The 16,560-nt window shown below is 74.1% G+C and carries 17 protein-coding genes; 10 read left to right on the forward strand and 7 right to left on the reverse strand.

The annotated features are described in order from the left end of the window. Positions 1 to 48: 48 nt before the first annotated feature. Positions 49 to 1,068, reverse strand: coding sequence for a hypothetical protein (locus GCE86_RS06125; RefSeq protein WP_154226025.1), 1,020 nt, complete (start codon positions 1,066 to 1,068; stop codon positions 49 to 51). Between the two features lie 69 nt (positions 1,069 to 1,137). Further along, a complete protein-coding gene (locus GCE86_RS06130) occupies positions 1,138 to 1,740 on the reverse strand; it encodes a DUF4291 domain-containing protein (RefSeq protein WP_208818076.1) in 603 nt (200 codons plus the stop codon). 86 nt (positions 1,741 to 1,826) lie between these two features. On the opposite strand from GCE86_RS06130, the gene GCE86_RS06135 reads away from it, so the two are divergent. After that, positions 1,827 to 2,321: a type II toxin-antitoxin system PemK/MazF family toxin gene (locus tag GCE86_RS06135; protein WP_154226027.1), complete on the forward strand. Its 495-nt coding sequence runs from the start codon at positions 1,827 to 1,829 to the stop codon at positions 2,319 to 2,321. Positions 2,322 to 2,328: 7 nt separating this feature from the next. On the opposite strand, the gene GCE86_RS06140 is transcribed toward GCE86_RS06135, so the two are convergent. After that, a complete protein-coding gene (locus tag GCE86_RS06140; RefSeq protein ID WP_167364303.1) occupies positions 2,329 to 2,964 on the reverse strand; it encodes a GGDEF domain-containing protein in 636 nt (211 codons plus the stop codon). A gap of 249 nt (positions 2,965 to 3,213) precedes the next feature. Here GCE86_RS06140 and GCE86_RS06145 point away from each other — a divergent pair, with 249 nt between their 5' ends. From GCE86_RS06145 to GCE86_RS06165, 5 genes are all read left to right on the forward strand, one after another. Next, positions 3,214 to 3,468, forward strand: coding sequence for a DUF397 domain-containing protein (locus tag GCE86_RS06145; protein WP_154226029.1), 255 nt, complete (start codon positions 3,214 to 3,216; stop codon positions 3,466 to 3,468). 111 nt (positions 3,469 to 3,579) lie between these two features. Then, on the forward strand, positions 3,580 to 4,467 hold the full coding sequence (locus GCE86_RS06150; protein WP_154226030.1) for a helix-turn-helix domain-containing protein: 888 nt from the start codon (positions 3,580 to 3,582) through the stop codon (positions 4,465 to 4,467). An 86-nt stretch (positions 4,468 to 4,553) separates the two neighbouring features. Beyond that, a complete protein-coding gene (locus GCE86_RS06155) occupies positions 4,554 to 5,600 on the forward strand; it encodes a LacI family DNA-binding transcriptional regulator (RefSeq protein ID WP_154226031.1) in 1,047 nt (348 codons plus the stop codon). A 2-nt stretch (positions 5,601 to 5,602) separates the two neighbouring features. Beyond that, positions 5,603 to 5,806 (forward strand): hypothetical protein, encoded by a 204-nt coding sequence (locus GCE86_RS06160; protein ID WP_154226032.1) that lies wholly within the window; start codon positions 5,603 to 5,605, stop codon positions 5,804 to 5,806. A 111-nt stretch (positions 5,807 to 5,917) separates the two neighbouring features. After that, positions 5,918 to 7,366 (forward strand): serine/threonine-protein kinase, encoded by a 1,449-nt coding sequence (locus GCE86_RS06165; protein WP_154226033.1) that lies wholly within the window; start codon positions 5,918 to 5,920, stop codon positions 7,364 to 7,366. Between the two features lie 11 nt (positions 7,367 to 7,377). Here the strand turns inward: GCE86_RS06165 and GCE86_RS06170 are convergent, their stop codons facing one another. Both GCE86_RS06170 and GCE86_RS06175 read right to left on the reverse strand, forming a co-directional pair. Further along, positions 7,378 to 8,205, reverse strand: a complete 828-nt coding sequence (locus GCE86_RS06170; protein WP_244317205.1) for an MOSC domain-containing protein — start codon at positions 8,203 to 8,205, stop codon at positions 7,378 to 7,380. Next, complete coding sequence (locus GCE86_RS06175) at positions 8,202 to 9,011, reverse strand: phosphotransferase (protein ID WP_204343145.1); 810 nt, start codon at positions 9,009 to 9,011, stop codon at positions 8,202 to 8,204. The genes GCE86_RS06170 and GCE86_RS06175 overlap by 4 nt, the downstream gene beginning before the upstream one ends. Before the next feature lie 244 nt (positions 9,012 to 9,255). Here GCE86_RS06175 and GCE86_RS06180 point away from each other — a divergent pair, with 244 nt between their 5' ends. Together GCE86_RS06180 and GCE86_RS06185 are read left to right on the forward strand one after the other, a co-directional pair. Beyond that, complete coding sequence (locus tag GCE86_RS06180) at positions 9,256 to 10,008, forward strand: DedA family protein (RefSeq protein WP_154226034.1); 753 nt, start codon at positions 9,256 to 9,258, stop codon at positions 10,006 to 10,008. A 1,111-nt stretch (positions 10,009 to 11,119) separates the two neighbouring features. Beyond that, positions 11,120 to 11,692 carry a hypothetical protein gene (locus GCE86_RS06185; protein ID WP_154226035.1) on the forward strand — a complete coding sequence of 191 codons (573 nt, stop codon included), beginning with the start codon at positions 11,120 to 11,122 and terminating at the stop codon, positions 11,690 to 11,692. A gap of 135 nt (positions 11,693 to 11,827) precedes the next feature. Here GCE86_RS06185 and GCE86_RS06190 read toward each other — a convergent pair whose 3' ends face one another. Both GCE86_RS06190 and gdhA read right to left on the reverse strand, forming a co-directional pair. Continuing rightward, a complete protein-coding gene (locus tag GCE86_RS06190) occupies positions 11,828 to 13,186 on the reverse strand; it encodes an alpha/beta hydrolase family protein (protein ID WP_154226036.1) in 1,359 nt (452 codons plus the stop codon). Between the two features lie 194 nt (positions 13,187 to 13,380). Continuing rightward, entirely contained in the window at positions 13,381 to 14,718 is a 1,338-nt protein-coding gene (gene gdhA / locus GCE86_RS06195; RefSeq protein ID WP_154230358.1) for an NADP-specific glutamate dehydrogenase, read from the reverse strand. Positions 14,719 to 14,809: 91 nt separating this feature from the next. On the opposite strand from gdhA, the gene GCE86_RS06200 reads away from it, so the two are divergent. Both GCE86_RS06200 and GCE86_RS06205 read left to right on the forward strand, forming a co-directional pair. After that, complete coding sequence (locus tag GCE86_RS06200) at positions 14,810 to 15,118, forward strand: MazG-like family protein (RefSeq protein WP_154226037.1); 309 nt, start codon at positions 14,810 to 14,812, stop codon at positions 15,116 to 15,118. Positions 15,119 to 15,968: 850 nt separating this feature from the next. Beyond that, complete coding sequence (locus GCE86_RS06205; RefSeq protein ID WP_154226038.1) at positions 15,969 to 16,544, forward strand: hypothetical protein; 576 nt, start codon at positions 15,969 to 15,971, stop codon at positions 16,542 to 16,544. Positions 16,545 to 16,560 lie beyond the last annotated feature (16 nt).

Below are 16,560 nucleotides of genomic sequence, written 5' to 3' on the forward strand. Positions count from 1 at the left end.
CCTTTCTTCCCCCGCCGGCTCCGGCCGGGGGCCGGCGTCGCCCGAGCGTCACCCTTCGGGGTCGTGCAGTGACGTCGGGGACAGCAACGGCCGGAGCAGGGCGTCGCCGATGATCCCCGGCGATCGCCGGGCCACCCCCGCGAGGAGGTCGGCCACCTGGACCCGTGGGTCGTCGCGGGAGTCGACCATCACGAGCCCGGCCAGCGGCGACACCCCGGCCGGCAGCGCCCCGGCCGGGCCGGCGTCCGCCGCCGGCGGGCCCGGGTCGGCCAGCGCCCGCTGAAGACGGGTCAACCGGTCGGCCGTGAGGGCGCTCTGCTCGTCGTGGGTCACCAGCACCTGCCGCCGGCCGCCGCTCCAGGACAGGACCGTTTCCGCCAGCGCCGGCAGCATCGGTTCCAGCGGTGGCGGGATCGACCGGTCGTCGTCGTCGAGCCGGGTCACCACGGCCCCTACGTGCGCCGGGTCCAGCGCGGTGAGGACGGCATCGGCCGGTGTGCCGAGGCCGGTGCCCAGCAGCGCATCCCGGGCCGCGAAGAACCGCTGCACGGCCCGCTGATCCGGGTGCCGCCGTTTGGTCCGGACCAGGTCGACGAAGGCCCCGAGGAAGGCTGCCCAGTCGCTCCCGGCCGAGCGCCGGGCCCGGTAGAGGGCCAGGGCGGGCGGACGCTGATCCTGCGTGAGGCGGGTGCCGGCGGCGTACGACGGCTCGGTCAGCAGCAGGTCGACGATCCGGGTGACGAGGAAGAACTCCTTGTCGACCAGGTGCACGGACGCGTGGCCCCGCAGCGCCCCCAGGAACCACCCCAGGGCCTCGGCCGCGCCCGGGCCGCGAAGGAACTGCCCGGACTTGAACTCGTGCGGCGAGAAACGGAACCCGGACCGCAGCGCCGTGATCAGCTCGACGGCCTCGTCCACGCCCAGGTCGACACTCGCGTGCGTGATCACCGGAGTGGCCGAATGGAGCAGGTTGGTGCCCGAGAACCCGGACTCGTCACAGGCGATCTCGACGACGGCGCCGGCCACCGCCCCGATCGGCGGGAGGCCGCCCTGAAGCGGCGTTCTCACACGCGATCTCCCACCATGCCGACCATGGTCGGCCGTACGCCACCATCGAACAACCCAATTGCGCGCGCTTCAGTCCGGGCCGGCGCCGATCACCTGCGCCACCTTGGCGGGCAGCGGGTACGGCCGCTCGGCCGGCAGCAGCGTCGCCGCGCCGGGCTCGTCGCCGGCGGTGACGCGGGCGTGCACCGCCCGGGCCAGCGGCGTGACGTCGGTGAGACCGACCAGCCACTCGTCGACGTAGCGGTGCGCCGCCACACCGGCCAGCCCCACCTGCACCGACCGGTACGACAGCGGGGCGAGCCGCAGCGAACGTTCCGGGTCCCACTGCACCCGCACCGGGCTGGTACGCAGCTGCTCACGCCAGCTCTCCCGGTCCGGGTACCGCCGCGGGTCGTAACCGCTGAGGCAGGCGTGCGCGAGCGCCCACTCGAAGCCGGCGCGGGTGATCTCGACCGCGAGCACCCGTTCCTGGCCGGGCTTGAGGGCCCAGCCGCAGCGGTACATCATCCACCGGAACGACGGCTTGATCCAGGTCATCTGCTCCCGCTTGAACGGCGGCACGAACCGGCCGGCGGCCAGCGCCGCGTCGGCGATCTCCGGCCCGTAGGCCTGGTAGACGGTGACGGTGTCGGCGGTGAAGGCGGCCCGGATCTGATGACGGGGAACGGTCACCGGGGCATCGTCGCGGAGCACCGGACCGAGCGGCCACCCGTTTCCCCGCCGTGTGCGTGCCGGGGCCGGAGGATAGGCTGCCCGCCGTGGCAGGTCTGTTGAGGAACGTGGCGTCCCGGCTCGGCCGGATCGCCGGGGGTGCGGCCGCGCCCACCCGTACCGCCCGGCCGATCCCGGCCCAGGTCGCCCGGCGCCGCCAGGTCAGCGCGTTGCAGCGGCGCGAGCTGGCGTACGCGCCGGAGCTGGACGGTCAGGCGGACCCGGGGGAGATCGTCTGGACCTGGGTGCCGTACGAGGACGACCCCCGCCAGGGCAAGGACCGCCCGGTGCTGGTGGTCGGGCGGCAGAGCCGCACGCTGTTCGGGCTCATGCTGTCCAGCCAGAGCGAGCGCGACGGCCAGCGGCACTGGCTGGCGCTGGGCCCGGGGGAGTGGGACCGGGACCAGCGGCCGAGCTGGGTCCGCCTGGACCGGGTGCTGACCATGCGCGAGGACAGCATCCGCCGCGAGGGCGCGGTGCTGGACCGGCGCCGGTTCGACCGGGTGGGCCAGGCGCTGCGGTCCGGCTACGGCTGGCGCTGACGGCGGTTCAGCACTCGCCGACGAGCTGGCGGGCCGCGCGGGCGGCGCCGACCGTCTTCGCCTGGTACATCGCGGCGTCGGCCCGGCACAGCGCGTCGGTGAGCTGGGTCGGGCCGTGCACCGGGGCGAGCCCGACCGAGGCGGTCACCCGCACGCTGCGGGCGCCCAGCGGGATCGGTGCGGCGAGCGCCTCGCAGAGCCGGCGGGTGGCGTGCTCGATCCAGCGCCGGTCCACCGTCGGGCTGACCAGCAGCCCGGCGAACTCGTCGCCGCCGAGCCGGGCGACCAGGTTGTCCCCGGCGAAGGCAGCCAGCCGCTGCGCCACGCTGACCAGCACCTGGTCGCCGGCGGCGTGCCCGTAGCGGTCGTTGACCTGCTTGAAGTCGTCGAGGTCGAGCACGATCGCCACCAGCGGCTTGCCGGCGGCGTCGGTGAGCAGGGTGGCGGCCAGCCGGAAGAAGGCCCGCCGGTTGGGCAGCCCGGTGAGGGGGTCGTGGCTGGCGGCGTGCCGCTCGGCCGCCAGCTCGGCGTGCAGCAGCTCGATCTCGGCCTCGGCGCGCAGCGCCCGGCGGCGTAGTTGCCATGCGGAGAGCAGGGCGCCCGCTGCGGAGATGCCGGAGGCGACGGTCATCGGATCCGGCACGCACCCTCCCTCACCGCAGTACCGGCCTCGCCGGACGGTGCCGGGCCGGACCTGTTCTGTCTGCTCGCAACCGGGATCCGGGTAACCGAACGTGAACGTCCGGGTACACCGCACGTGCGTTATCATGCTCGCTGTCCATTGCAGATGCAATAGCAGATGCACGTGCATCTCCGTCCTCAGTCGACAGCCCCGTCGCCACCCACCGCTCCTCCCCGCGGCACCGGCTGGCTCTTCCCGCGAAGGACGTCCATGCAACACCCCCCGAACGGCGTACCCACCGCCGAGCTGCCTCCGGTGCGGTGGCAGAAGAGCCGGCGCAGCAACCCGAGCGGCAACTGCGTCGAGCTGGCCGAGCTGCCCGACGGCGGCGGCATCGCGGTGCGCAACTCCCGCCACCCCGACGGGCCGGCGCTCATCTACACGGTCGACGAGATCGCCGCGTTCGTGCTCGGCGCCCGGGACGGCGACTTCGACCACCTGATCGCGCGCTCGCCGTCCCGCTGACGGGACCACATCCTCCGTCCGGGGGAGTTCACCTCACTGTCGGTTCATGGCATGCTTACTCCTCGGCCGGGCTGGGGCGTCCGGTCAGGACAGTCGGCAGAGGACGGTCAGGTGACGACGGTGCCCGTCGAAGGAGGCCCGGCCAGCGGCCCGACCGTGCTGCGCATGCTGCTCGGGGCACAGTTGCGCCGGCTCCGGGAGAGCGCCGGGGTGAGCCGGGAGAGCGCCGGCTGGGAGATCCGCTCCTCCGAGTCGAAGATCAGCCGCATGGAGCTGGGCCGCGTCGGCTTCAAGGAGCGCGACGTCGCCGACCTGCTCACCCTCTACGGCGTGACCGCGCCCGACGAGCGGGCGGCGCTGCTCCGGCTCGCCCGGGACGCCAACAGCCCCGGCTGGTGGCAGCGCTACGGCGACGTGCTGCCCGCGTGGTTCCAGTCCTACCTGGGGCTGGAGGCCGCTGCGGCGCTGATCCGCACGTACGAGGTGCAGTTCGTTCCGGGCCTGCTCCAGACCTCGGCGTACGCCCGGGCCGTGGTCCTGCTCGGCCACCACGGCGCCCCGCCGGCGGAGATCGACCGGCGGGTGGGCCTGCGGATGGAACGCCAGGGGCTGCTGCGCCGCAGCGACCCGCCGCAGCTCTGGGCGGTGCTCGACGAGGCGGTGCTGCGGCGTCCGGTCGGTGGCCCCGCGGTGATGCGCGAGCAGGTGGACGCCCTCATCGAGGCGACCGCCGCGCCGCACGTCCGGCTCCAGATCGTCCCGTTCGACGCCGGCGGGCACGCCGCGGCCGGCGGCGCCTTCAGCCTCCTGCGCTTCGGCGACCAGGACCTGCCCGACATCGTCTACATCGAGCAGTTGACCAGCGCCGTCTACCTCGACAAGCGCGACGACCTCGACCACTACGCGAGCGCCATGGAGCGGCTCTGCGGCGAGGCCGCGCCGCCGGAGCGCACCGCCGAGCTGCTGGCGCGCATCCGCGACGAGCTCTACCCGGCCTGACGGCGCCGTTTCCCGTTGACGCCCGCCGCGCGGCGGAGTAGCTTCTGAATCGATACAGCACTGAATCGATCCAGAAGGGCAGACCGGTGAAGCCGACCCTGCAGGACGTCGCGAACGCGGTGGGCGTGTCCCGCAGCACCGTCTCCAACGCCTACAGCCGGCCGGACCAGCTCTCCGCCGCGCTGCGGGCGAAGATCCTCGACGCCGCGCGCCGCCTCGGCTACCCGGGCCCCGACCCGACCGCCCGGTCGCTGCGCCGCGGCTTCGTCGGCGCCATCGGCGTCCTGTTCACCTCCGAGCTGTCCTACGCCTTCACCGACCCGTTCGCGGTGCGCTTCCTCGCCGGCGTCGGCGAGGTGGCGCAGCGGCACGGCACCAGCCTGTTGCTGGTGCCGCTGCCCGGCGACCGCGACCGGGCCCGGGCCGCCGTCGACAACGCCGCGGTCGACGGCTTCTGCGTCTACTGCGTGGGCGACGAGGAGCACGTCCTCGGTGCGATCCGCGACCGGGGGCTGCCCCTCGTCACCACCGCCCCCGAGGCGGCCGCCCCCGCCGATCGCTTCGTCGGCATCGACGAACGGGCCGCCGCCCGATCCGTCGCCGCCCACGTCGCCGGCCTCGGGCACCGGCGGGTGGCCCTGCTCGGCGACACCGTGCTGCCCGAGGCGCCGCCCGGCCCGCTGCGGCTGGCCGGTCCCGGTGACGCCCCGCGCCCCACGACCCACGGCCGGCTCACCGGCTTCGCCGACGCCTTCGCCGCCGTCGGCGTCCCGTGGCCGGACCTCACCGTGGTCAACGCCGCCGGCAACAGCCGGGCGGCCGCCGCCGCGGCGATCGCCCCGGTGTTGGCCGGCGACGACCCGCCCACGGCCGTGCTGGCCTGCTCCGACGTGCTGGCGCTCGGGGTGCTCGACGCGGCCGGCCCGCATTCGCGCGTCTCCGTCACCGGCTTCGACGATGTCGCCGAGGCCGCCGACGCGGGGCTGACCACCGTCCGGCAGCCGGCCGAGGAGAAGGGCCGGCTCGCCGCCGCACTGCTGCTGGAGCCGCCAGCCGACCCGGCCGACGGCCGCCTCCTGCTCCCCACCGACCTCGTCATCCGGACCTCGACCGGTCCCGTCCCCAGGAGTTGACCATGGAACACTCCACCGGCTTCGTCCTCGCCGTCGACGCTGTGACGCGGCACGTGAACTCGGCCCGCCCCGACGCCCCGGTACGCCCCGACCGGCCCCACGCACCCCGGCTGGCACCCACCCGGCTGGCCGCCGCGGCGGCCCTGCGCCGCCTCGCCGACCGGATGGAACCCCGCCCCGCCGCACGTCCCACCTGCCAGTCCTGACCCCCGGCCGGGTGGCCGGCGCCACCCGGACCGGCCCGGAACCGCCCGATCGGCACCGAACCGGGCACCGGGTTGGTGGGCCGGCCCTCCGGCCAGGCAGACTGGACCACCATGTCGCCGTTCACGCCGTCGCTGCGCCTGCACGACCGGTACGTCCTGCGCGAGCGCATCGGGCTCGGCGGGATGTCCGAGGTGTGGCGCGCCGACGACGAGGTCCTGCACCGCCCCGTCGCGGTCAAGGCCCTCGCCACCCAGCTCGCCGCGGACCCGCAGCTGCGCGCCACCATCCAGCGCGAGGCCCGCGCCGCGGCGCGGCTCACCCACCCGCACGTGACCCAGGTGTACGACTACGGCGAGGCCACCCTGCCCGACGCCTCGGTGGTGCCCTACCTGGTGATGGAGCTGGTCGAGGGGCAGACCCTCGCCGACCGGCTGAGCCGGGGGCCGCTCGCCTGGCCCGAGGCCGTCCGGCTCGCCGGCCAGGTCGCCGCCGCCCTGGCCGCCGCGCACCGCATCGGCGTGGTGCACCGGGACATCAAGCCCGGCAACGTGATGCTCACCGAGACCGGCGCCAAGGTGCTCGACTTCGGCATCGCCACCCTGGCCGGCCCGCGGCACCCGCTCGCCGGGCAGACCGGCGAGCTGCTCATGGGCACCCCGGCGTACTTCGCGCCGGAACGGATGACCCCCGGCCCGGCGAATCCCGCCAGCGACGTGTACGCCCTCGGCGCCCTGCTCTACCGCACCCTCACCGGGCGCGCCCCGCTGCCCGTGCAGACCTGGGACGACGTGCTCGACGTCCAGGCCCGGCGGCCCCCGGTGCCGCCGCTGCGCGTCCCCGGCCTGCCCGCCGACGTCGCCGACCTCACCCTGGCCTGCCTGGCCGTGGACCCGGCCCGGCGCCCCACCGCCGCCCAGCTCGCCACCCGGCTCGGCGCCGGCCAGCCGGCCGACCCGCCCACCGCGATCCTGCCCACCGTGTCCCGGCCGGAACACCCGCCGACGCTGATCGAGCGGGCTCCCCGCCCCGTCCCGCCGCCGCCCGCGCGGCCGGCCGCCCGGTCGAACCGGCTCATCGGGGTGCTGGTCGCCGCCGGGGTGGTGCTGCTGCTCGCCCTCGTGGGCACGCTGCTGCTCGACCGCGACAACGGCACACCGACGGGCGCCGGTCCGGTCACCGCCCTGTCCACCGGCCCGTCGACCGAGACCACGCCGGCCGAGGAGTCGTCGACGCCGTCCGAGCCGGCCACGTCCAGCCCCGCCGGCGCCCGGCCCGCACCGGTCACGCTGCGCCAGCTCGCCGCGCAGTTCGCCGACGTGGTCGACCAGGCAGTGGCGGACGGCCGGATCGACCCGAAGACCGCGAACGACCTGCGGGAGAAGGCCGCCGAACTGGACCGCGGCAAGCCCAAGGACCGCGCGAAGCGGGTCGAGGACCTGCGCGAGCGGATCGACGGCCTGGCCGAGGACGGCAAGCTCGACGACGGCACGGCGGCCGCCCTCCAGGACCTGCTCGGCAGCTACGCGGGGCTGCGCGGCGGCGGCCTTGGCGAGGGCTGAGACCGCCCCGCTCAGGCGAGCCGCACCGGGTCCCCTGAGCGGACCAGGCCGGCGCGCACCACCTGCGCGTACGCGCCCATGCACGGCTGCGGCGCCAGCCCGTCCAACGGCACCACCCGATTGAGCCGGGCCGGGACGCGCAGCGCCTCCGGGTCGCGGGGGAGGGAGCCGTGCGCCAGGGTCGGCACCGCGCAGCGGGGCGTCCGGGCCAGCACCCGCAGCACCAGGTCGTCGCCGATCCGCAGCTCCCGGCCCGGCCAGTCGTTCTCCTCGAACCCGGCGCCGGTGGTGTCCAGGACCAGGTTCGGCCGGTACCGCACCGGATCCACGGCGCCGGACGGCAGCTCGGCGCCGATCCGCCGCAGCGTCGCGGTGGTGAGCAGGTGCACCGGGGCGAAGTCGACGAAGCCACCGGCCGGTGCCGCGCCCCCGAGCCGCCCCTCCTCGACCGGCACCGGCACGGCGACCCCCGCGGCGAGCACCTCCTCCGGACGGGACCGTTCGAGCACCGCGTCGGGCGGCGGGGTGCCGGTCAGCGTCACCGGCGCGCCGAGCACCTCGGAGAGCACGTCGTCCACGCCGTCGTCGCCGGCCGCGACGCTCCGACCGTCGGGCAGCGCGATCCGCACCGTGCCGTCGCCGCCGGTGGCCCGCAGCGTGGTCAGCGTCCGCCACCGGTACGGGTTCTTCGCGCTCGCCACCCGCCCGGTCTCCCGGTGCAGCAGGGCGAGCCGCCGATCCCCGGCCAGCCCGGCCGCGTCCACGGCCACCGCGTCGAGCTCCTCACCCAGCAGCGACTTGACCGGGTAGCGGCGGATGCTGACGACACGCCCGATCACCGGGCACCAGCCACCCGGGCCGTCGCCTCGACCAGGGCGGCCGCCTCGGGCAGCCGGGCCGCCTCGAGCGGTCCCAGTCCGGTCCGCCGGGCGACGGCCTCCGCCATCGGCGCCAGCGGCCCCGCCTCGGCCACGTATGCCGACAGCACCTCGGCCGCCGCTGCCCGCAGCGGGACGGAACGGTCCACCGCGGTCTCGGCGATGATCAGCGCGGTCACCGCCCGGTCCAGCGCGGGTGACCCCTCGGTGGCGTTGGCCCAGTCGATGACGACCGGGCCGGCCGGCGTGAGGAGCACGTTCTGCGCGTGCAGGTCGAGGTGCAGGAGCCGGACCGCCGGATCGGCCGAGCGGGGGGCGGGCAGCGCGTGCAGCCGGGCGTGCAGGCCGGCCAGCACACTCGCCCCCGACCGCGGGGTGACCTCACCCGCGACGATCGCCTCCAGCAGGGTCCGGCCGTCCACCCGGTCGAGCACCAGGTCGGGACCGTCGGCGTGGTGCACCCGCGGCACCGGGTAGCCGGCGGCGTGCAGGTGGCGCATGACCTCGGCCTCGGCGCGCACGTCGCCACCGGACCGGTACCGGCGCAGCACCCGGCCGCCGTCGAGGGCGTACACGTCGGCGGTCCGGCCGGAAGCCAGGGGAGCGGCCGCCGGAACAGCCGCGCCCGGCTCCACGGAGCCGCCGTCGGCGGGCCGGACGGTGTCGTTGTCGGCGGGCCGGACGGTGTCGTTGTCGGCGGGCCGGACGGCGCCCCTGGCCGGAGAGGCCGCCATCGTCTCCTCCTTCTCGGGGCCGTCAGCCCTCACCGGCCCACCATAGGCGACCTGCTGGCCGTACCCAGGGTGGCCCGGGCAGCCGCCGGCCTCGCGCCCGCCCGGGGCCACCTGCGGCACCGACGGTACTTAATAGACGGTCGCCGTGGGGGTCACCGGGGCCGAGTGGGCCGCGAGCTGCCGGGACCTTCCCGACGCGCGTCGCGCAGCGGCGTAGCTGTCGCCGGCCCGCCCGGTTTTCGTGGTCGGCCGGCACGTCGCCCCGTAACGTTGTCGGATGATCGGAAACGCGCAACTCCTCGTCGGTCCCCGGGTGGCGGCCCCGCGCGCCGCGGAGCCGGCCGGCGAAGGACCCGTCGGCTGGGTCACCGGCCTGGTCGAACGGCTCGGCGGCCCGGGGGCCGGCCTCGCGGTGGCCCTGGAGAACCTCTTCCCGCCGATCCCCAGCGAGGTGATCCTGCCGCTGGCCGGGTTCACCGCGAGCCAGGGGCGGATGAGCCTCGTCGGGGCGATCGCGTGGACGACGCTCGGGTCGGTGCTGGGCGCGCTGGCCCTCTACCAGATCGGCGCGGCCCTCGGCCGGGACCGGATGCGGGCCCTCGTGGGGCGGCTGCCGCTGGTCAAACTGGAGGACGTCGACCGTACCGAGGCCTGGTTCCTCCGGCACGGCGTGAAGGCGGTGTTCTTCGGCCGGATGATTCCGATCTTCCGCAGTCTCGTGTCCATCCCGGCCGGCGTGGAACGCATGCCCGTGCCGGTCTTCCTGCTCTTCACCTCGCTGGGCAGCCTCATCTGGAACAGCGCCTTCGTGCTCGCCGGCTACCTGCTCGGCGAGAACTGGCACGTCGTCGAGTCGTACGTCGGGACGCTGCAGAACGTGGTCATCGCGGTCTGCGTGGGCGGCGTCGGCTGGTTCGTGGTCAGCCGGGTACGCCGGGCGCGCCGCCCCCGACCCGCCCGGGCCGAGCCGCCCCGCGGCACCCTGTACCGCGGCGGCTGGTGGACCCCGGAAGAGCCCGACGACCACTGAGGCCTCACCTGCCCGACCAAACGCCAGCTCGGCGTGCTGGCGGTGATTCGACGCGCAGGTTCCCGCCACCTCGCCGATCTGGCGTCGATCACGCCCGCTCGCCCGGGCGCGGGTGGCACGGTCCGACGCCTGTCCTTGCTCTGCAGCCTCTTAGGCAGCACCGGAGGCTCCGGGGGGCTGCTTCCGTGGCTGCAGAGCAAGGGGGGTGTGGGCGGCGCCTGAGGGTCCGGGCGATCTGGCGCGTGTGTCCGCTTCGCGCCTGATGGCGGGCGCTGGGTGGAACGATATGGAGGCCTCCGGGCTCCGGAGACCTCCATACCGTTCCACCGACGGCCGTGAGGGATGGCTGTCGGCTAGCGGTGCGCCCCGCCTTGGGTTGGGTCGAACGCTAAACGTCTCCGGAGCCCGGATACATCCATGCCGTTCCACCGGCCGCCGTGAACGGGTGTCTGTCGGCTACCGGTGCGCCCCGCCTGGGGTTGAGTGGGACGTCATGGGTGTCTCCCCGGGCCGGGATACCGCCGTGGTGTTCCACTGACGGGTTGCGGGCGGGGAGGGTGTGTTTCGCGCTGTCTCGGCGGGTGAGTGGAACAGCATGGGTGTCTCCGCGTCCTGGATGCACCCATGCTGTTCCACTGACCCGGGGTTCGGGCGTCATGTGCATGCGGTTCTGGGGCGATCTTGGACAGTTGTTGTTCGCTGCGAACGGTAACTGTCCAAGATCTGCAGCCGGGGCGACGATCGTTGCGCGGCTTGGGGTGAATGTCCGGATCGGGCGGTGATCGGCGGCATCCCGCGGCGGTGGAATGGCCGGCGGGCGGGGGTCGTTGTATCCGGGTGAACGACCGAGGAGGGCGCCCCGCGAGCCGGGGTGGCCGGCCCCCGGGACCGCCCGAGATGGGTGCCGCCCCCGAGATCGGCCCCCGAGATGGGGCGCGGCGATCGCGGAATGATGGTGGGCCGCCGGTCGTTGTGCATGGTCCCGGCGCGACGAAGAGGCTCAGCCCCGCGCGCTGGTGGATCCCCCAAGACTTTCTTTGAGCGCCTGACGTGGTGCTTGCGCACGGCCGACCCCCATCGGTGTGTGCGCCAACCCCCGAGGAGCTTTCTCATGAACACGATGCTGCGGAAGAGCGTGCTGGGTATTGCTGGTCTGGCTTTCACCGGTGGCGTCTTCGCCGGTCCGGTCGCCGCCCACGCGGAGCCGGTGCACGACACGAAGCCGGCTGCGGTGGCGGTGCAGGGTGACAAGCTGATCCCGCACGGTGTGCAGGGCGCGCAGTCGAAGATCGACCTGAACGACGAGCAGCTGGCCAACGCCAAGGCGATCATCGCCGCGACGAAGAAGGCCGGTCTGCCGGAGCGGGCGGCGGTCATCTCGATCGCCACGTCGCTGCAGGAGTCGAAGCTGGAGAACCTGGGCCACCTTGGCGACAAGAATGACCATGACTCGCTGGGCCTGTTCCAGCAGCGCCCGAGCTCGGGTTGGGGTTCGCCGGAGCAGATCACCGACCCCGAGTACGCGACCCTGGCGTTCGAGAAGGGCCTGAAGCAGGTCGACGGCTGGCAGGACATGCCGCTGACCGAGGCCGCCCAGACCGTGCAGGTCTCGGCCTACCCCGACGCCTACGCCCAGTGGGAGCAGCAGGCCGCCGACATCGTCAACCAGCACTGGAACAGCTGACACGCACAACGAACCGCTGGCCGGCACCCCGAACCCGGGGTGCCGGCCAGCGGCGTCAGCAGGCCCGGCACCGCGGAACAACGGAGCCGGCGGCGTCAGCAGGCCCGGCACCGCGGAACAACGGAGCCGGCGGCGTCAGCAGGGCGCGTACAGGCGACGCGTACCCGAGCCGGCGGCCCAGGCGGCCGGGTCGCTGAACCGGCAGCCGAAGTCCGGCGCCGCCACCGCCTTCCGATCGGTGACCGCGTCGCCGGCCGGGCGCTTGCCGGTGCGTACCCAGGAAACCAGGTCGTCCCAGGCGGCGCCGGCCTCGGCCGGGCTGAACTCGCAGTGCTGCGCGGCCCGGATCGCCCGCTGGACGACCAGCCGGCTGCGGCCGTGCCGTGCGACGTCCCGGGCGTAGGCCTGCTCCATGCTGAACGGCACGAAGAGGTCGCCGAGGTCGTGCAGGCCGAGCACCGGCACGGTGGGCCGGCCGCTGATCCGCGGCACCTCGGTCAGCGTGGGGGACAGCCGCTGCCACACGTTCTCCGGGGCGACCCGCTGCACGGTGGCGTTGACGTTCACGGGGCTGTTCGGGGAGTACCGGGTGAGCAGGTTGGTGGCGAGCTGGCCGGGCCGCTGGGCGGGGGAGTCGCCGCCGTCGGTGGTGGTGATGCTGAACAGGAAGTCCTTCCAGACCGCGAAGGCGGCGTCGGCGCCGGGCCGGGGGCCGCCGGACCGCTCGACGGTGATCGCCCGTAATTGCTTGCCGAGGTCGTTGGTGGTGTCCGGGCCGCCGGGCTTCAGCTCGGCCAGCCCGAGCGCCCCCTGGATGCGCGGCACCGCGTTGGTCAGGTAGTCGTCCGGCGTCGGATACGCGCGCACCCCGGCGAGGGCCTGCGCGACCAGGTTGTAGTCGAGGAAGAAGTCGAACAGCTCGTGGTCGCCGAGCACCCCGCACATGGGCAGCGCGCCGTCGTAGTAGCCCGGGTACTGCTCCAGCGAGCGGCCGATGATGTGCCCGCCCATGGAGACGCCCGCGATGAGCACCCGCTTCGGCCGCTTCACCGTGCCGGCGAAGAGGTCGGCCAGCGCGCGGGTGCTCAGCACCCCGGAGCGGATGTCGTAGCCGTTGCGGTCGTACGAGGAGGACGCCCAGGCGTACCCCTGTGCCAGCATCCGCTGCCGCAGGTCGTAGCCGGGCGGCTCGGGGGCGAGCACGGTGCCCTGGCCGCGGTAGCCGTGCGCCCACATCACGAGGTCGCCGTTCCACTTGGCGGGGGTCTCGATGAGGTAGCCGGCGTGTGCGTGCACGCCCTGCCGGACGGTGGTGGCGGCGCCGTCGATGACCAGCGGTGCGAGCGGCGGATTGCTGATGGTGTAGCCGGGCAGCGGCTGGCTGCCGTCGTCGGCCGCGAGGGCGGGCGCGGCGCCGGCGAGGCCGACCATGAGGGTGACGGCCGCGCCGGCGGCGAGCAGCCGGCGCAGGAGGCGGGTGGATGAGGTCAGCATCGGTGCTCCCCCGGGGACGGGTGCCGCCCCGGGACGGGGGCGGCCAGGCGGGACGGATGCCTACCGGCCGGTAGCGCCCTGAACCTAGGCCCGGGCCTCGAAGCCTGTCAATCGCTGACTGACCGAACGGTCAGCGAGGCCCGCCCGGTCCGCCCACAGTGGCCGCTCACGGTGAGCCGCTCACGGTGAGCCGCTCACACCAGGCCGTGTGCCAGCATCGCCTCCGCCACCCGCCGGAACCCGTTGATGTTCGCCCCGGCCACGTAGTCGCCCGGCAGCCCGTACTCCTCGGCGGTGGCCCAGCAGCGGGCGTGGATGTCCCGCATCGTCTCCCGCAGCCGCTGCTCCGACTGCGCGAACGTCCACGAGTCGCGGCTCGCGTTCTGCTGCATCTCCAGCGCACTCACCGCCACCCCGCCGGCGTTGGCGGCCTTGCCCGGGGCGAACCGGACCCCGGCCCGGCCCAGGATCCGCACCGCCTCCGGCGTGGTCGGCATGTTCGCCCCCTCGACCACCGCGACACAGCCGCCGGCCACGAGCGCCGCGGCCTCCGCGCCGCCGATCTCGTTCTGCGTCGCGCAGGGCAGCGCCAGATCACAGGGCACTTCCCAGACGGTACGACCGGAGACCGCCACCGCGTGCGGCACGTGCCGGACGTAGTCGTCCAGGCGGGCTCGGCGCTCCTCCTTCAGCTCGCGGAGCAGGGCGAGGTCGATGCCCTTCTCGTCCAGCACGTAGCCGTCCGAGTCCGAGCAGGCCACCACCGTCCCGCCGAGCTGGTGCACCTTCTCGATCGCGTAGATCGCCACATTGCCCGAGCCGGAGACCACCACCCGCTTGCCGTCCAGGCTGTCCCCGGTCTGCTTCAGCATCTCCTCGGCGAAGAAGACCGCCCCGTAGCCGGTCGCCTCGCGCCGCACCTGCGCGCCCCCGTACGACAGTCCCTTGCCGGTGAGCACGCCGGACTCGTACCGGTTGGTGATCCGCTTGTACTGGCCGAACAGGTAGCCGATCTCCCGGCCACCCACCCCGATGTCCCCGGCCGGCACGTCGGTCTGCGCGCCGATGTGCCGGTACAGCTCGGTCATGAAGCTCTGGCAGAACCGCATCACCTCGCGGTCCGAGCGGCCCTTCGGGTCGAAGTCCGCACCGCCCTTGCCGCCGCCGATCGGCAGGCCGGTCAGCGCGTTCTTGAAGATCTGCTCGAAGCCGAGGAACTTCACGATCCCCAGGTAGACCGACGGGTGGAAGCGCAGCCCACCCTTGAACGGGCCCAGCGCGCTGTTGAACTCCACCCGGAAGCCGCGGTTCACCCGGACCCGGCCGTGGTCGTCCTCCCACGGCACCCGGAAGATGACCTGCCGCTCCGGCTCGCAGATCCGCTCGATGACACACGCGTGCGCGTACTCGGGGTGGCGGGCCAGGGCCGGTCCGATGCTCTCCAGCACCTCCCGGACGGCCTGGTGGAACTCGGGCTCACCCGGGTTCCGCTTGACCACGTTCGCGAACACCGTCTCGACGGTCTCCGGCATCACGGACACGCCCCTTCCGGTCCCGGTGCCGGCCTCGTCGCCGCACCGTCCCGGGGTACGGATCGTCGCCGCCGTCCGGTTCACTGGGCGGGTGGACGAGTTGATCTGGAAGACGGCGAGGGACGCCCGCGCCTGGCTGGACGCCGCCAACGGCACCGGGGACGCAGAGCTGACCTCGCGCCTGCTCAAGCTCACCGAGGAGGCGGGGGAGGTGGCCGCCGCCTGGATCGGGGTGCTCGGCCAGAACCCCCGCAAGGGCGTCACGCACACCCGCGCCGAGGTGGCCGCCGAACTGGCCGACGTGGCGTTCACCGCCCTGGTGGCGATCGAGAGCCTGGGCCTGGACGCCGAGACCCTGCTGTCCGCCTGCGCCGAAAAGGCCCGCACCCGACTGACCTGACAGAGAGCGGCCGTCGCCAGACTCGCGGCCCGCGCCGCGTCCGGCAGTCACCGGGGCTGCGGCCGTCGCCAGGCTCCCGGCCCGTGCCGCATCCGGCAGTCGCCGGGCTGCGGCGGTCGCCAGGCTCCCGGCCCGTGTCGGGTCCGGCAGTCGCCTGGCTGCGGCCGTCGCCAGGCTCCCGGCCCGTGCCGCACTGGCAGACGACCTCCGGGGTACGCGGACGGCCGGCTCCACCGGGCTCCGCCCGGCTACCGGCGCCCGACCAGCCGGCCCGGCACACCCAGCCGTCGGCGCCCGGCCGGGCTGAATGTCCGGTTCGCGCCTGCCCGGCCAGGTGAGTGGAACGCTGTGGATGTCTCCGGGGCTCGGATACCTCCATACCGTTCCACTGACCGTTGCGCGCTGGGGTGAGGTGTCCGTTTCGCGCTGTGGCTCGGGCGTTGAGTGGAACGCGATGGGTGTCTCCGAGGCCCGGATACACCCGTGGTGTTCCACCGACCGGTGCAGGCTGGGCGGGCTGTCCGTTTCGTGCGGTGACCGGCGGCACCCTGGCGGCGGAATGGCGGGTGGGCGGGGGTCGTTATACCCGGTGCACGGCCGAGGAAGGCGCCCCGCGAGCCGGGGTGGCCGGCCCCCCGGACCCGCTCGCCGCAGGTGGGTGTGCCGGTCCCGGAATGATGGTGGCCCGCCGGTCGTTGTACATGGTCCCGGCGCTGCGAAGAGGCCTCAGCCCCGCGCGCCGATGATCCCCCAAGACTTTCTTGAGCGCCTGACGGTGCTTGCGCACGCCATCCCCCTTTTGCCGACCCCCGTCGGTGTGGGTGTGCGCCAACCCCCGAGGAGCTTTCTCATGAACACGATGCTGCGTAAGAGCGTGCTGGGTATTGCTGGTCTGGCCTTCACCGGTGGGATCTTCGCCGGTCCGGTCGCCGCCCACGCCGACGCCCGTCCGGTCGAGGGCAAGCCGGCTGCGGTCGCGGTGCAGGGTGACAAGCTGATCCCGCACGGCGTGCAGGGCGCGCAGTCGAAGATCGACCTGAACGACGAGCAGCTGGCCAACGCCAAGGCGATCATCGCCGCGACGAAGAAGGCCGGTCTGCCGGAGCGGGCGGCGGTCATCTCGATCGCCACGAGCCTGCAGGAGTCGAAGCTGGAGAACCTGGGCCACCTCGGCGACGCCAACGACCATGACTCGCTGGGCCTGTTCCAGCAGCGCCCGTCCAGTGGTTGGGGTTCGCCGGAGCAGATCACCGACCCCGAGTACGCCACCCTGGCGTTCGAGAAGGGCCTGAAGCAGGTCGACGGCTGGCAGGACATGCCGCTGACCGAGGCCGCCCAGACCGTGCAGGTCTCGGCCTACCCCGACGCCTACGCGCAGTGGGAGCAGCAGGCCGCCGACATCGTCCACCAGCACTGGAACAGCTGACCAAAGCAACGCACCG

Source organism: Micromonospora terminaliae (assembly GCF_009671205.1).
GTDB lineage: Bacteria > Actinomycetota > Actinomycetes > Mycobacteriales > Micromonosporaceae > Micromonospora > Micromonospora terminaliae.

Bases quoted from the DNA above. Each gene is read 5' to 3' on its own strand.
- GCE86_RS06145 (WP_154226029.1), top strand. From the start codon at position 3,214: ATGCAACACCCCCCGAACGGCGTACCCACCGCCGAGCTGCCTCCGGTG.
- GCE86_RS06160 (WP_154226032.1), top strand. From the start codon at position 5,603: ATGGAACACTCCACCGGCTTCGTCCTCGCCGTCGACGCTGTGACGCGG.
- GCE86_RS06165 (WP_154226033.1), top strand. From the start codon at position 5,918: ATGTCGCCGTTCACGCCGTCGCTGCGCCTGCACGACCGGTACGTCCTG.
- GCE86_RS06180 (WP_154226034.1), top strand. From the start codon at position 9,256: ATGATCGGAAACGCGCAACTCCTCGTCGGTCCCCGGGTGGCGGCCCCG.
- GCE86_RS06185 (WP_154226035.1), top strand. From the start codon at position 11,120: ATGAACACGATGCTGCGGAAGAGCGTGCTGGGTATTGCTGGTCTGGCT.
- GCE86_RS06190 (WP_154226036.1), bottom strand. From the start codon at position 13,186: ATGCTGACCTCATCCACCCGCCTCCTGCGCCGGCTGCTCGCCGCCGGC.
- gdhA (WP_154230358.1), bottom strand. From the start codon at position 14,718: ATGCCGGAGACCGTCGAGACGGTGTTCGCGAACGTGGTCAAGCGGAAC.
- GCE86_RS06205 (WP_154226038.1), top strand. From the start codon at position 15,969: ATGAACACGATGCTGCGTAAGAGCGTGCTGGGTATTGCTGGTCTGGCC.